Genomic DNA, 13,813 nt, shown 5'->3' with positions numbered 1-13,813 from the left:
GGCGCTGAGACATTCGAGGCCATGCGGAGGGCAGGGAGGATCTGCCGTTCGGGTCTCAAAGGGAGGAATACCGGTGGGGTAGCCGGCAGTCGCAATCATACCCGCAACGGAGGAGAAGACGGATGTACGAGAAGGAGAAGGACCTCATCAGCGCATTCCTGCGTGGGGAGGTGGATCGCCGCGGCATGCTCAAGGGATTGGGGGCTGCAGGCCTGACCGCCGGCACGGCCGGCACGTTGTTCAACATGATGTCGACCCGGGCGCTTGCCGCCGATTTCGACTGGAAGGCGCATTCCGGCAAGAAGCTGAAGCTGCTTTTGAACAAGCACCCGTATGCCGATGCGATGATCGCCAACCTGCAGGCCTTCAAGGACCTGACGGGCATCGAGGTCACCTATGACGTGTTCCCGGAAGATGTCTATTTCGACAAGGTGACGGCGGCGCTTTCGTCGGGCTCGGCCGAATACGACGCCTTCATGACCGGCGCCTACATGACCTGGACCTATGGCCCGGCCGGCTGGATCGCCGACCTCAACGAATGGATCAAGGATCCGACCAAGACCAATCCCAACTACAATTGGGACGATTTCCTCGCAGGCGTGAAGAACTCCTGCGCCTGGAACGGCCAGCCGGGTGGAGCGCTTGGGTCGGAAGACGCCAAGCAATGGTGCATTCCGTGGGCGTTCGAACAGAACAACATCACCTATAACCGCGAGATGTTCGACAAGGCCGGCGTCGAATTACCGAAGAACCTCGACGACATGATCGCGGTCGCGGCCAAGCTGCAGAAGGACATCGGCGGCATTTACGGCATCGGTGTGCGTGGTTCGCGCTCCTGGGCGACGATCCACCCGGGCTTCCTGTCGGGATATGCCAACTTCAACCAGAAGGACCTGAACGTCGGCGCGGACGGCAAGCTGTCGGCGGCGATGAACACCGCGGAATCGAAGGCCTATCACGCCAAGTTCGTGCAGATGATCCAGGAAAGCGGCCCGAAGGACTGGTCGACCTATACCTGGTATCAGGTCGGCACCGACCTTGGCGCCGGCGCATCGGCGATGATCTTCGACGCCGATTGCCTGGGCTACTTCATGAACGGCGGCGACAACAAGATGGCTGGCAAGCTCGGCTATGCCGCCTTTGCCGCAAACCCGGAAGCGACAGCCTCGACGCCGAACATCTGGATCTGGTCGCTCGCCATGTCCAACTTCTCCAAGGATAAGGACGCCACCTGGTACTTCCTGCAATGGGCCTCCGGTCCGGAGCATGCGCTGTTCGGCGCCACCAAGATGGACTTCGTCGATCCGGTTCGCCAGTCGATCTGGAAGGACGAGATCTTTCGCGAGAAGCTGAACGGCAAGTATCCGGGCTACGTCGAAATGTTCGACGCTTCGGCCGCCGGCGCCTCCATCAAGTTCACGCCGCAGCCGCTGTTCTTCGACGTCACCACCGAATGGGCGGCGACGCTGCAGAAGATGGTCGCCAAGCAGGTGCCTGTCGATGAAGGTCTCGACCAGCTTGCAGAAAGCATCAACCGCCAGCTCCAAGAGGCGGGTCTCGGCTGATAGGCCTCCCAAGCGATGCCCGGCGCTTGGATGCGCCGGGCATCCCGAGATGCCGGTTGAGCCGGCCTGTTGCGACCGGTTTGAGGTTGCACCGAAATCAACCCGAGATGCCGAGGGACTGGCGCGGCGCCTATAGGCTCCCGCGTGCCGCGTGCTCTTTAAAGACTTCAGGAACGGAGCTCGACATGGCTTCAACAGAAATCCTCCGCAGACCGGCCTCCGGTTTCAGGATCAGCAGGAAGATGCTTCCCTACGTGCTGAGCCTGCCGGCGTTGCTCGTGTGCATCGGCATCCTCATCCCGTTCTTCACGGCGGTAATCTATTCCTTCCAGCGCTATCGGCTGAGCCAGCCCTGGGCGCGCCAGTTCAACTGGGGCGAAAACTATCTCAACTTCGTCACCGACCCGGCCTTCTGGAACACGCTCAAGGTGTCGCTGCTCTATGCCGGGCTCACCGTGACGCTGGAACTCTTGCTCGGTCTCGGCATCGCGCTGCTTTTGCAGCGGCGCTCGACGGTCAACAACTTCATCTCGATTATGCTGCTTCTGCCGCTGATGATCGCGCCGGCGCTCGCCGCCTTGATGTGGAAGCTGATGACCAATCCGAGCTTCGGCATCCTCAGCTATCTCGCAAGCCTCATCGGCCTGCATGATTTCCGCTGGGCGTCCTCGCCGGACACCGCGCTTCTGACCGTCGTTCTCGTCGATATCTGGGTCTACACGCCCTTCATCATGATCCTGCTTCTGGCGGGCCTGCGCTCGCTGCCGACGCAGCCCTTCGAGGCGGCGGCCCTCGACGGCGTGCCGCGCAGCTTCGTCTTCTTCCGCATCACGCTGCCGATGCTGACGCCCTATATCCTGACGGCGACGCTCTTCCGGCTGCTCGACAGCATCCAGCAGTTCGACATCATCTACGCGATGACGCAAGGCGGGCCCGGCAACACGCTCACCGTCTTCCAGGTCGAGGCCTATCTCAACTTCTTCCAGTCGACCAATGTCGGCCGTTCGGCAGCGCTGCTGATCATCCTGTGGGCGATCACCTACACGCTGTCCAACGTCTTCATCAAGAACTGGCTGCGGCTGCGCGAGCGCGCTCGCGGCGAAGCGTAAAGGAGGGACCAATGGAAACCATGTCTCCGCTCGAACGGGTCTTGCGCGGTCTCGCCCTCACGCTCGTCGTCGTCTTCTTCATGTTCCCGATTTTCTGGATCTTCCTGATGTCGTTCCAGACGAACGAGACGATCCTCGCAATCCCGCCGTCGATCGTGTTCTCGCCGACACTGTCGAACTACGCGGCGCTGATCACCGGCAAGCTGCAGACGGCGGCCGGTACGCTCGACATTGCCTTCATGCGCAATCTCGGCAACTCGATCTTCCTGTCGGTCGCCTCCGTTGCCGTAGCGCTGGTGCTCGGCGTGCCCGCGGCCTATGCGTTTGCCCGCCACAAGTTCAAAGGTTCGGAGGACATCGCGTTTACGCTGCTGTCCTTCCGCTTCGCGCCGCCTCTCCTGGTGCTACTGCCGCTGACGCAGTATTTCCAGTGGCTCGGCCTCTCCAACACCTATTTCGGCCTGATCTGGGTCTACCAGCTCATCTGCCTGCCACTCATCCTCTGGATCGTGCGCGGCTACTTCGAGGATATCTCGGCCGACGTCGAATATGCCTATCGCATCGCCGGCCATTCTTGGTTTGCGACGTTCCGCAAGATTGCTCTGCCGCTTGCCGGACCGGGCATTGCCGCTGCCGGCCTGCTCGCCTTCATCTTCGCCTGGAACAATTTCGTCTTCGCGCTGGTGTTGGCATCTGCCGACAAGCAGCCGGTGACGGTCGGTGCGCTTGCCTTCGTCACCTCCTCGGGCATCCAATACGGACAGATCGCCGCGGCCATCGTGCTTTCGGTCACGCCGACGCTCGCACTTGCACTCTACGCCCAGCGCTACCTCGTCGAAGGCCTGTCGCTCGGCGCGGTGAAAGGGTAACTCATGACCACGCTGCAACTGAAGAATATCGTCAAGCGCTACAAGAGCCAGACGGTTCTCGACGACTTGACTCTCGACGTCGCCGATGGCGAGCGGCTGGTGCTTTTCGGCCCCTCCGGCGCCGGCAAGACGGTGCTGCTCCGGCTGGTGGCCGGGGTCATCGAGCCCGACGAGGGCCGGGTGCTGATCGGTGGCGAGGACATGACCGACGTCGATGCCGAGCATCGCGGCGTCGGCATGGCCTTCCAGAACTTCGCGCTCTTCCCGCACATGAGCGCTTTCGACAACATCGCAAGCCCGCTGACGGCGACGAGATCGTCGAAGGACAGGATCGCCGCCGGCGTGCAGAAGGTCGCGAAGCTCCTCAAGATCGACCATGTGCTGAGCCATCATCCGAAGGCGCTTTCCAACGGCCAGAAGCAGCGCACCGCGCTTGCCCGCGCGCTCGTCGGCTCGCCGCCGCTTCTGCTGCTGGATGATCCCTTGCGCAACGTCGATGCAAAGCTCCGCTTCGAGATGCGGCTGGAACTGCCGCGGCTGCTCGCGGCGCAAGGCGCCACCGTCGTCTACGTCACCCAGGACTACAAGGAGGCGATGGCGCTCGGTGACCGCATCGCCGTCATGGCCGCTGGCCGCATCCGCCAGGTGGGCACGCCGCAGGAAATCTACAATGCGCCGGCCGATATCGAGATCGCGCGGCTCTTCGGCGATCCCACCATCAACCTGCTCGACGTGGTGCCGCAGCGCAGCGGCGACGGCGTGTTCGTCGAGCTCTCCAATGTCCGGGTGCGGCTTGCCGACTATGATGCCGATGTCGCGGGTAAGGAATGCGTCCTCGGCCTGCGTCCGGAGGCGATCAGCTTTGCCGACGCCGGAGCGCCCGGTGCGATCCCTGTGACGGTGGAGGCGGAGACGCCGCTCAACGAAAAGACCGTGACGCTGGCACTGACCGCCCGCGGCCGCGAAATCCTGGTGTCGCGTCCAGCTGGTACGCCTGGTCCGGTCGCCGGCCCGGCCCATATTGCCGTCAATGGCTCCCAGGCCTTCCTCTTCGACAAGACGAGCGGCGCCCTGCTGCCGCGCGCCGACCTCGCAGCCAAGCGCAATGGAGAAGCGGCATGACCGACACCGCTCTTTTGATCAAGGACGTCGACAAATTCTACGGCCCCGTCGACTACGGCGTGCACGCCGTGAAGAAGCTGAACATGGATGTTCAGAAGGGCGAGATCATCGCGCTGCTGGGCTCGTCCGGCTGCGGCAAGACCTCGACATTGCGCATGATCGCCGGCTTCGAGGCGGTCTCGCGTGGCACGATCTCGCTTGCCGGCCGGCCGGTGCAGACCTTGCCGCCGGTGCGCCGCAACGTCGCCATGGCGTTTGAGGGCTATTCGCTCTACCCGCCGCTCACGGTGCGCGAGAACATCGCCTTCGCGCTCAAGGCTTCGAAGCTTTCGCAGGGTGTCGTCGACGAGAAGGTCGCTGGTATCGCCAAGCTTTTGGAGATCGAAGACATTCTCGGGCGCTATCCAAGCTCGATCTCCGGCGGCCAGCAGCAGCGCGCCTCGCTTGGGCGGGCTCTCATCCGCGATGCCAGCCTGCATCTGCTCGACGAGCCGATGGGACAACTGGAGCCGCAGCTTCGCGCGCTGCTTCGCGGCCGCATCAAGCACTACATCAAGGAGCGCGGGCTGACGGCGATCCTCGTCACCCACGACCAGACCGAGGCCAACGCGCTCGCCGACCGCATCGCCGTCATGGAAGGCGGGGTGCTGCAGCAGTTCGACACCCCGCAGAAGATCAAGGAGCGGCCGGCCAATCTCTTCACCGGCACCTTCGTCGGCGAGCCGCCGATGAACGTCTTCGAGGCCAGCGTTTTGGGATCGGAGAGCAAAGTTGCCTTCGGCCTCAAGGATGGCGTGCGGCTCGAATATCCAGCCTCGGACTTCTCGCATGCGGTGCGTGATGCGCTGGTTCAGCGGCAGAAGGTGGTGCTCGGCATCCGGCCCTATTCGGTGCGCCGCAGCGCCGACGGCGTCACCGGCCGCGTGGCCGTCAACCAATGGCTGGGTGACCAGACCCATATCGCCGCGGATTTTGCCGGCGGCACCATGGTGCTGGTCGAGCACGACCGGACGGAGCTTGATGTCGGCCAGCCGATCGGTATCCATCTCGACCCGTCGAGCCTGCATGTCTTCGACGGCGAAAGCGGCCGGGCGATCAGCCATGGACAGGAGCTCGCCTGATGCGGGATATCCTCATCGGCATAGATGCGGGTACGTCGGTCATCAAATCGGTGGCCTTCGACCTGCGCGGTCGGCAGATCGCCATGGCGGCCCTGCCGAACGCCTATGAGGCCGTGGGCCGCGCCGGCAGCGTGCAGGATCTCGACCGCACCTGGGCCGATGCGGCCGCGACGCTCAAGCAGCTCTCCGACAAGATCGAAAACCTCCCTGGCCGTGTTGCCGCGATCGCGGTGACCGGTCAGGGGGATGGCACCTGGATGATCGACAGGGCAGGCGAGCCCGTTGGCAAGGGCTGGCTCTGGCTTGATGCGCGCGCCGGCGAGACGGTGGAGCGGCTACGCGCCGACAGCGGTGATATCGCCCGCTTTCTAAGCACCGGCGTGGGGCTCGCCGCCTGCCAGCAGGGCCCGCAGCTTCGCTGGATGCACGACCATGCGCCCGACATGTTGAACGGCGTCGCAACGACGTTCCATTGCAAGGACTGGCTCTATTTCAGGCTGACCGGCAAGCGCGCCACCGACCCGTCCGAGGCCAATTTCAGCTTCGGCAATTTCCGCACCCGCAGCTACAATGACGACGTCATCGCCTTCCTCGGCCTCGAAAAGCTGAAACATGTGCTGCCGGAGATCGTCGATGGTGCCTCGACCCATCACCCGCTCTCAGGCGACGCGGCGAAGGCCACGGGCCTCATCGAGGGCACACCCATCGTGCTCGGTTACGTCGATGTCGTTTGCACCGCGCTGGGCGCTGGCCTCTATGATCCCGGCACCGATACCGGCTGCTCGATCATCGGTTCGACCGGCATGCATATGCGACTGGCCAACGGTGCCGACGATGTGCGCCTCAACCGCGATTTGACCGGCTACACCATGTGCATGCCGATCCCGGGCACCTATGCGCAGATGCAGTCGAATATGGCAGCGACGCTCAACATCGACTGGATCCTGTCGGTGGCATCCGGCCTGCTCAAGGGCATGGGCGTCGAGAAATCCAAGAACGAACTGCTTTCCCATGTCGACGGCTGGCTTGCGGACGCCAAGGACACGCCGCTGATCTTCCAGCCCTATATCTCGGAGGCGGGCGAGCGCGGGCCTTTCGTCGACGCCTCGGCCCGCGCCTCCTTCGTCGGCCTCTCGATCACCCACGGTTTCGGCGACATGGTGAAGGCGGTCTTTGACGGGCTCGCCATGGCGGCGCGCGATTGCTACGCGGAGATGGGGCCGCTGCCGGCGCGCATCCGGCTGACGGGTGGTGCTGCCCGCAGCGCCTCGCTCCGCCGCATCCTCGGTGCGGCGCTCGGCGCCAGCGTCCAGACGAGCGAACGGGAAGAGGCGGGTGCTGCCGGTGCTGCGATGATCGCCGCTGTATCGCTCGGCATCTATCCCTCGATGGCCGATTGCCTCGGCGATTGGGTCACCCCCTACCAACGACCGGCGGAAGCCGCCGATCCGGTGCTTAGCTGTCGCTTTGACGAACTCTTCCCCGCCTACCAGCAGTCGCGAACAGCGCTCAGACCCGTCTGGCACGCACTCTCCCAAAGTGCTGACGCCGGAAATCAACAGGAAACACCGAAATGAAGAAGATAGCCATTATCGGCGACCGGTTCATGCTGCCGGATGTGTTCCGCGACAAGATCGTCGAGGCGACCGGCAACGGCCATGACATCCGCACGCTCGAACTGCCCTGGCCCGATGTGCCGATGGAGCACGGCTATGCCGTCGAAGGCATGGACGGGCTGAAGGAATACCTCGGCAAGCCCGAGGACATCGTCGAATTCATCGGTGACGCGGAAATCCTGGTGACGCAGCTGGCGCCGCTGTCGCGAGGGATGCTTGCGGCACTGCCCGGCCTCAAGCTCGTCGCGGTCTCGCGCGGCGGACCTGTGAATATCGACATGGGTGCGGCGCGCGACGCAGGTGTGCGCGTCGTCAACACGCCCGGCCGCAATGCGAGCGCCGTTGCCGAATTCACGCTCGGCGCGATCCTCGCCGAGACGCGGCTGATCCGCACCGGGCATGAGGCGCTGCGCAAGGGCGAATGGCGCGGCGATCTCTATCGCGCCGACCGCACCGGCCGCGAACTCTGCGAAATGACCGTTGGCGTCATCGGTTACGGCAATATCGGCACGAAGGTCGTGCGTCTGCTGCGCGCCTTCGGCACCAAGGTGCTGGTGCACGACCCCTATGTGCAGCTTTCGGCGGACGACCTCAATGCTGGCGTCGAGCAGGTCTCGCTCGACGATCTTCTGTCCCGCTCGGACCTCGTGACGCTGCATCCCCGCGTCACGGAGGAGACGCGCAATATGATGAACGCCGAGACCTTCGCCAAGATGAAGCCGGGCACGATCTTCGTGAACACGGCGCGTGGCCCGCTCTGCGACTACGACGCGCTCTATGAAAACCTGCTGAGCGGCCATCTCTCGGCGGCGATGCTGGAGACCTTCGCCGTGGAGCCGGTACCGGAGGATTGGCCGCTGCTGCAACTCCCCAATGTGACGCTGACGCCGCATATCGCCGGCGCCTCGGTGCGCACCGTGACCTTTGCCGCCGAAATGGCGGCCGAGGAAGTCCGCCGCTACATCGCCGGCCTGCCGCCGGTTCATCCCTGCTGAGGTGACAGTTATGAGCGAACGCGAACTGCGCCAGTCGATCGTCGACCATTGCCGCCACATGAACGCCATCGGGCTCAACCAGGGCACGTCGGGCAATATCAGTCTGCGCCACGGCGAGACCATGCTGGTGACGCCCTCGGGCATTCCCTATGACGAGATGACGGCCGAGATGATCGTCGCCATGCCGATCGAGGGCGAATACGGAAGCTGGTCAGGGCCGAAGAAGCCGTCGGTCGAATGGCCGTTTCACCTGGATATCCTGCGCGCTCGGCCGGAGGTCGGTGCCGTCGTCCACACCCATGCGATGTATTCGACCATTCTGGCGATCGCCCGCAAGCCGATCCCGGCCTGCCACTACATGATCGCGGCCTTCGGCGGCAGTGATGTGCGCGTCGCGGACTACGAGCGCTATGGCACCAAGGCGCTCTCCGACAGCGTCTTGCGCGCCCTCGAAGGCCGCAGTGCCTGCCTGATGGCGAACCACGGCATGATCGCGACCGGCGCGAGCCTGGAGAAGGCGATGTGGGCGGCGGTCGAGCTCGAGACGATCGCCAAGCAGTACTACCACACGCTGCTGATCGGCGGCCCGGTGCTCCTGTCGGAGGCCGAGATATCAGGCGTGATCGAGGGCTTCTCCACCTATGGCCTGCAGGACAAGACGAAGGCGGCGTGAGGCATGGCCGCGATGGCGACAGGAGTAACGACGGTGGGTTCCGAGACCAGAGTGTATGATCTGTTTGTCATCGGCGGCGGCGTCAATGGCGCGGGCATTGCGCGCGACGCCGCCGGGCGAGGGCTTTCGGTTCTCTTGTGCGAGAAGGACGATCTGGCGCAGGGCACGAGCTCGCGTTCGGGCAAGCTGGTGCATGGCGGTCTGCGCTATCTCGAATATTACGAGTTTCGTCTGGTGCGCGAGGCGCTGATCGAACGCGAGGTGCTGCTTCAGTCCGCGCCGCACATCATCTGGCCGATGCGTTTCGTGCTGCCGCACAACCCGGAGGATCGGCCGGCCTGGCTCGTGCGGCTCGGGCTCTTCCTCTATGACCATCTCGGCGGACGCAAACGGCTGCCGGGGACGCGGAGCCTCAATCTTTCGACCGCGCCGGAGGGCGCGCCGATCAAGCGCGAATACCGCAAGGCGTTCGAGTATTCCGACTGTTGGGTGGATGACGCCCGCCTCGTCGTCCTGAACGCGCTCGATGCCCGCTCCCGTGGCGCCCGGGTCTTGACGCGCACCGCCTGCAGCGCGATCCGCCGGCGCGACGGGCTCTGGTTTATCGAGATGACCGATACGCGAACCGGCGCCAAGACCGAGGCGAGGGCACGGTGTGTGGTCAACACGGCCGGCCCCTGGGTCAACGACGTGATCGGCCGGATCGGCGGGCTGAACTCCAGCCGCAGCGTGCGCCTCGTCAAGGGTAGCCACATCGTCGTGCCGAAGTTCTGGGAGGGGCGGCAGGCCTATCTGGTCCAGAACCCGGACAAGCGGGTGATCTTCATCAACCCCTATCAGAACGATCTGGCGCTGATCGGCACGACGGACATCCCCTATGAAGGCCGGCCGGAGGACGTATCGGCCGACGGCAACGAGATTAGCTATCTGCTGAAGTCGGTAAACCGCTACTTCAAGCAACAACTGACCTCTGACGATATCGTCTATAGCTTCTCCGGCGTGCGCCCGCTCTATGACGACAACGCCGAGAACCCCTCCGCCGTCACCCGCGACTATATTTTCGAGGTCGATGCGGCCGATGGCCAGGCGCCTCTGCTCTCGGTCTTCGGCGGCAAGATCACCACGTTCCGCAAGCTTTCCGAACATGCATTGGAACGGCTGAAACCCTTCTTCCCCAAGATGGGACCGGCCTGGACGGCACGCGCCCATCTGCCGGGCGGCGACATGGCGGATGCCGATTTCGAGCAGTTCCTGGGAGATCTCAAGGCACGCTACCGCTTTCTGCCCGCCGATCTCGCCAAGCATTATGCGCGGCTCTATGGCACCAGGACGCATGCGCTGCTTGCCGGTGCCACCGCGGTCGAGGATCTCGGGCCGGCCTTCGGCTCGCTCCTTCGCGAGCGCGAGGCGCGCTTCCTCATCGACAACGAATGGGCGCTGACGGCGGACGACATTCTTGACCGTCGGACCAAACACGGCCTGCACATGACACTGGCCGAGCGGCAGGCCTTCACCCATTGGCTGGAACGTCAGCAGGCGGCGGCTTGAAGGAGACCGAGATGCGAAGTCTGGAATTCGAAGCGCTTCTCGATCTTTCGGCCCGTATCGGGTCGGATCCGCTGCTGGTGCAGGGGGCGGGCGGCAACACCTCGATCAAGGAGGGTGGGGCGCTCTGGATCAAGGCCTCGGGGCTCTGGCTGGCGCATGCCCGCCAGCGCGACGTCATGGTGCCAGTGGCGCTCGATCCGTTGCTCGATGCGCTGGAGCGCAATGATCCGGCGACGGAGAAGGCCCAGGACTTCGTGATTGCCGAGCGCAACCCCTCTGGCCTGCGCCCTTCGATCGAAACGACGATGCATGCGCTGATGCCGCAGAGGGTGGTGGTGCATGTGCATTGCGTCGAGACGATCGCGACGGCGGTGCAGACGATCGGTGCCGCGATCGCCGCCGAGCGGCTCGCCGGTTTCCCGCATGTCTTTGTGCCCTATGCCCGGCCGGGGTTGCCACTTGCCAGAGCTATAGCCGAACGGGTGCAGGACAACACCTCGGCGCTGGTTCTCGGCAACCATGGCCTTGTCGTCGCTGCCGAGAGCGTGGTCGATGCGACCATCCTGCTGACCGACATCACGCGCTGCCTGACCGGGCAGAGGCGGGAGGCGCCGACGGCGGATGTGGCGGCCCTTTCGCGGCTTGCCGTCGACAGCGACTACCGGCTGCCGGAGGATCCGTACCTGCACGCGGTGGCGGCCGACCTCGACAGCTGCCGGCTTGCCGCCGGCGGCAGCCTCTATCCCGACCACGTGATTTTCCTCGGCAAGGGCGTCGTAGTAGCCGCTCCCGGCGAGACCGCGCTTGCGATCGAGGCGAAGCGGCGTGCTGCCGGCGAGAGCCTGCCGCCGTTGCTGCTTTTCCCCGGCAAGGGCGTGCTGGTGCAGAAGGAGATGTCCGCCGGCGCCTTCGCCATGGCGCGGTGCCTCGCTGACGTGACGGCACGCATTCCGGCGGATGCTCGCCTGCGCTACCTGACGGAAGCGGAAAACGCGGAACTTCTCGGATGGGATGCTGAGAAATACCGCCAGCAGCTCAACCGCGCCGGACAGGTGCTGCAATGAGCGGTGACAAGCTGGTCCTCGGCATCGATATTGGCACCTCGGGCGCGCGGGCAGTGGCCATGGCCGCGGATGGCGTCGTCGTCGCATCGGGTGCGGCGAGACTCGCGTCCTTCTCCGGGGATCATCGCGATCCCATCGGCTGGTGGAAGGCGGTGCAGGCGGCGCTCGGCGAAACGCTCGGAAGTATCGACAGGCGACAGGTTACAGCGCTCGCGATCGACGGCACGTCCGGAACGATGCTGCCGGTCGATCAAAGCGGTGCGCCGCTGGCGACGCCGATGATGTACAACGATCCGGTTGCCGACCGGGCTCTTCTCGATGCGGTTTCCGCCCATGCGCCGCGGGAGAGTGCTGCCCATGGCGCCACATCCGGCCTTGCCAAGCTTCTCGCCTTCCAGTCGGTGCCGGATGTTTTCCGGGTGATCCATCAAGCCGATTGGCTCGCCGGGCACTTCACCGGGCTCTATGATGTCTCCGACGAAAACAATGCCCTCAAGACTGGCTACGACCCGGTATCACGCTCGTGGCCGGAGTGGATCGGAAGGACGGGGGCGCGTGTCGAGCTTTTGCCAGACGTGCTGCCAGCCGGCGCGCCGATCGCGACCATCGCGCCGGCGGCGGCCGAAGCCTTTGATCTACCGGCCGGCGTGGTGATCGTTGCCGGCACCACGGACGGGTGCGCCTCGTTCCTGGCAACGGGCGCCGATCAGCCGGGGGACGGCGTCAGCGCGCTTGGCACGACTTTGACGGTGAAGATGCTCTCCGAACGGCCGCTGTTTGCGCCGGAATATGGGCTCTACAGCCACCGCATCGGCGAGATGTGGCTTGCGGGTGGGGCATCCAATACCGGCGGGGTGGTGCTCGCCGAGCATTTCTCGCCGGAAAGGATCGCCGTGCTTTCTGAGGAGATCAACCCGGTCGTCGATACCGGGCTCGACTACTATCCGCTCGTCAAACCCGGCGAGCGTTTTCCGGTCGCCGATTCGGATTTTCTGCCGCGGATGAGCCCACGGCCGGCCGACGATGCGACCTTTCTGAAGGCAATCTTCGAAGGCATTGCCGGGGTCGAGAGCCTCGCCTACCAGCGGTTGGCCGCGCTCGGCGGGCCGACGCTTCGTTCGCTCCGCAGCGTTGGCGGCGGCGCGAAGAATGCGGCCTGGACCGCAATCCGCGCGCGCAAGTTCGGCGTGCCATTCCTGCCGGTTCTCTCGGAGGAGGCCGCCGCCGGCACGGCGCGGCTTGCGCTGGCCGGCGCCAGGAAGGCAGGTGTGCTGTGACGGTCGTGCAAACCATCGAGAGGCTGAGTGCGATTGCCGATCGCTACGATGCGTTCTTGATCGACCAGTTCGGCGTGCTGCGCGACGGGCGCGGATCCTACCCGGGGGCGGCCGAAACGTTGGTGCGGCTGAAGCAGGCCGGCAAGCGCATCGTCATCCTCTCTAATTCGGGCAAACGCTCCGCGGAAAACGACCGCCGTCTGGTCGATCTTGGTTTCGTTGCCGGCAGCTGGGACTGGTTCCTGACCTCGGGCGAGGTCGCCTGGCAGATCCTGAAACGGGAACGTGAAGGCGTAAGCGGCGGGGCGCGCAAATGCCTGCTCATCAGCCGCGACGGCGACGTCTCGCCAATGACGGGCCTCGATCTCGAGCGCAGCGAAAACGGCGCGGATGCCGATATCGTGCTTCTTGCGGGGAGCGAAGGCGACGTCTATCCGCTCTCTCACTATGAGGCGTTGCTGGCGCCGGCGGCCGCGCGTGGCGTTCCGTGCCTCTGCACCAATCCCGACAAGGTGATGCTGACGAAGACCGGAAATGCCTTCGCCGCTGGGCGTATCGCCGAGCTTTACGAAGAGCTCGGCGGTAGCGTGCGCTGGATCGGCAAGCCCTTTGCCGACATCTACGCCTCTGCGCTCGATTTCCTTGGGCATCCCGACCCGACGCGGGTCGCAGCCATCGGCGACAGCATCGAGCACGACATTGCGGGGGCAGCGAGTGCGGGGCTTCATTCTGTCTTGGTCACAACGGGGGTTCTGGAGCAGGCCTCCGACGAGGAACGCCGCCGGCTCTTTGCCGAACATGGCGCGTCCCCCGATTTCATCCTTCCGAAATTTCTCTGGTAGCCGGGAGTAAGG

General features: G+C 64.5%; 12 protein-coding genes. All 12 read left to right on the top strand.

Features of this window, described 5'->3' with window-relative positions:
* Positions 1 to 122 precede the first annotated feature (122 nt).
* The 12 genes from AC070A_RS02980 (at position 123) to AC070A_RS02925 (ending at position 13,801) form a co-directional block, all read left to right on the top strand.
* Entirely contained in the window at positions 123 to 1,565 is a 1,443-nt protein-coding gene (locus tag AC070A_RS02980; protein ID WP_113133000.1) for an extracellular solute-binding protein, read from the top strand.
* A gap of 185 nt (positions 1,566 to 1,750) precedes the next feature.
* Positions 1,751 to 2,674, top strand: coding sequence for a carbohydrate ABC transporter permease (locus tag AC070A_RS02975; protein ID WP_058321837.1), 924 nt, complete (start codon positions 1,751 to 1,753; stop codon positions 2,672 to 2,674).
* A gap of 11 nt (positions 2,675 to 2,685) precedes the next feature.
* Positions 2,686 to 3,543: a carbohydrate ABC transporter permease gene (locus AC070A_RS02970; RefSeq protein ID WP_057253349.1), complete on the top strand. Its 858-nt coding sequence runs from the start codon at positions 2,686 to 2,688 to the stop codon at positions 3,541 to 3,543.
* A 3-nt stretch (positions 3,544 to 3,546) separates the two neighbouring features.
* Positions 3,547 to 4,665: an ABC transporter ATP-binding protein gene (locus AC070A_RS02965; RefSeq protein ID WP_113132999.1), complete on the top strand. Its 1,119-nt coding sequence runs from the start codon at positions 3,547 to 3,549 to the stop codon at positions 4,663 to 4,665.
* On the top strand, positions 4,662 to 5,786 hold the full coding sequence (locus AC070A_RS02960) for an ABC transporter ATP-binding protein (RefSeq protein ID WP_113132998.1): 1,125 nt from the start codon (positions 4,662 to 4,664) through the stop codon (positions 5,784 to 5,786). Before AC070A_RS02965 ends, AC070A_RS02960 begins: the two co-directional genes overlap by 4 nt.
* Positions 5,786 to 7,363: an FGGY-family carbohydrate kinase gene (locus AC070A_RS02955; RefSeq protein WP_113132997.1), complete on the top strand. Its 1,578-nt coding sequence runs from the start codon at positions 5,786 to 5,788 to the stop codon at positions 7,361 to 7,363. The genes AC070A_RS02960 and AC070A_RS02955 overlap by 1 nt, the downstream gene beginning before the upstream one ends.
* Positions 7,360 to 8,397 (top strand): 2-hydroxyacid dehydrogenase, encoded by a 1,038-nt coding sequence (locus tag AC070A_RS02950; protein WP_112994763.1) that lies wholly within the window; start codon positions 7,360 to 7,362, stop codon positions 8,395 to 8,397. Before AC070A_RS02955 ends, AC070A_RS02950 begins: the two co-directional genes overlap by 4 nt.
* Before the next feature lie 10 nt (positions 8,398 to 8,407).
* A complete protein-coding gene (locus AC070A_RS02945) occupies positions 8,408 to 9,070 on the top strand; it encodes a class II aldolase/adducin family protein (RefSeq protein WP_093234432.1) in 663 nt (220 codons plus the stop codon).
* A gap of 12 nt (positions 9,071 to 9,082) precedes the next feature.
* Entirely contained in the window at positions 9,083 to 10,618 is a 1,536-nt protein-coding gene (locus tag AC070A_RS02940; RefSeq protein ID WP_112994825.1) for a glycerol-3-phosphate dehydrogenase, read from the top strand.
* 11 nt (positions 10,619 to 10,629) lie between these two features.
* Positions 10,630 to 11,682 (top strand): class II aldolase/adducin family protein, encoded by a 1,053-nt coding sequence (locus AC070A_RS02935; RefSeq protein ID WP_492384678.1) that lies wholly within the window; start codon positions 10,630 to 10,632, stop codon positions 11,680 to 11,682.
* Positions 11,679 to 12,959 (top strand): FGGY-family carbohydrate kinase, encoded by a 1,281-nt coding sequence (locus AC070A_RS02930; RefSeq protein ID WP_113132995.1) that lies wholly within the window; start codon positions 11,679 to 11,681, stop codon positions 12,957 to 12,959. Before AC070A_RS02935 ends, AC070A_RS02930 begins: the two co-directional genes overlap by 4 nt.
* Positions 12,956 to 13,801, top strand: coding sequence for a TIGR01459 family HAD-type hydrolase (locus AC070A_RS02925; protein ID WP_113132994.1), 846 nt, complete (start codon positions 12,956 to 12,958; stop codon positions 13,799 to 13,801). The genes AC070A_RS02930 and AC070A_RS02925 overlap by 4 nt, the downstream gene beginning before the upstream one ends.
* Positions 13,802 to 13,813: the final 12 nt, after the last annotated feature.

The organism is Ensifer sp. GW101-20A05, from assembly GCF_059424735.1.
The sequence above is the reverse complement of the archived record's forward strand: the minus strand, read 5'-3'. Positions and strand labels throughout refer to the sequence as shown.

Coding starts and splice junctions, on each gene's coding strand:
- AC070A_RS02940 (WP_112994825.1), top strand. CDS start 9,083: ATGGCGACAGGAGTAACGACGGTGGGTTCCGAGACCAGAGTGTATGAT.
- AC070A_RS02930 (WP_113132995.1), top strand. CDS start 11,679: ATGAGCGGTGACAAGCTGGTCCTCGGCATCGATATTGGCACCTCGGGC.
- AC070A_RS02965 (WP_113132999.1), top strand. CDS start 3,547: ATGACCACGCTGCAACTGAAGAATATCGTCAAGCGCTACAAGAGCCAG.
- AC070A_RS02980 (WP_113133000.1), top strand. CDS start 123: ATGTACGAGAAGGAGAAGGACCTCATCAGCGCATTCCTGCGTGGGGAG.
- AC070A_RS02950 (WP_112994763.1), top strand. CDS start 7,360: ATGAAGAAGATAGCCATTATCGGCGACCGGTTCATGCTGCCGGATGTG.
- AC070A_RS02955 (WP_113132997.1), top strand. CDS start 5,786: ATGCGGGATATCCTCATCGGCATAGATGCGGGTACGTCGGTCATCAAA.
- AC070A_RS02970 (WP_057253349.1), top strand. CDS start 2,686: ATGGAAACCATGTCTCCGCTCGAACGGGTCTTGCGCGGTCTCGCCCTC.
- AC070A_RS02975 (WP_058321837.1), top strand. CDS start 1,751: ATGGCTTCAACAGAAATCCTCCGCAGACCGGCCTCCGGTTTCAGGATC.
- AC070A_RS02945 (WP_093234432.1), top strand. CDS start 8,408: ATGAGCGAACGCGAACTGCGCCAGTCGATCGTCGACCATTGCCGCCAC.
- AC070A_RS02935 (WP_492384678.1), top strand. CDS start 10,630: ATGCGAAGTCTGGAATTCGAAGCGCTTCTCGATCTTTCGGCCCGTATC.
- AC070A_RS02960 (WP_113132998.1), top strand. CDS start 4,662: ATGACCGACACCGCTCTTTTGATCAAGGACGTCGACAAATTCTACGGC.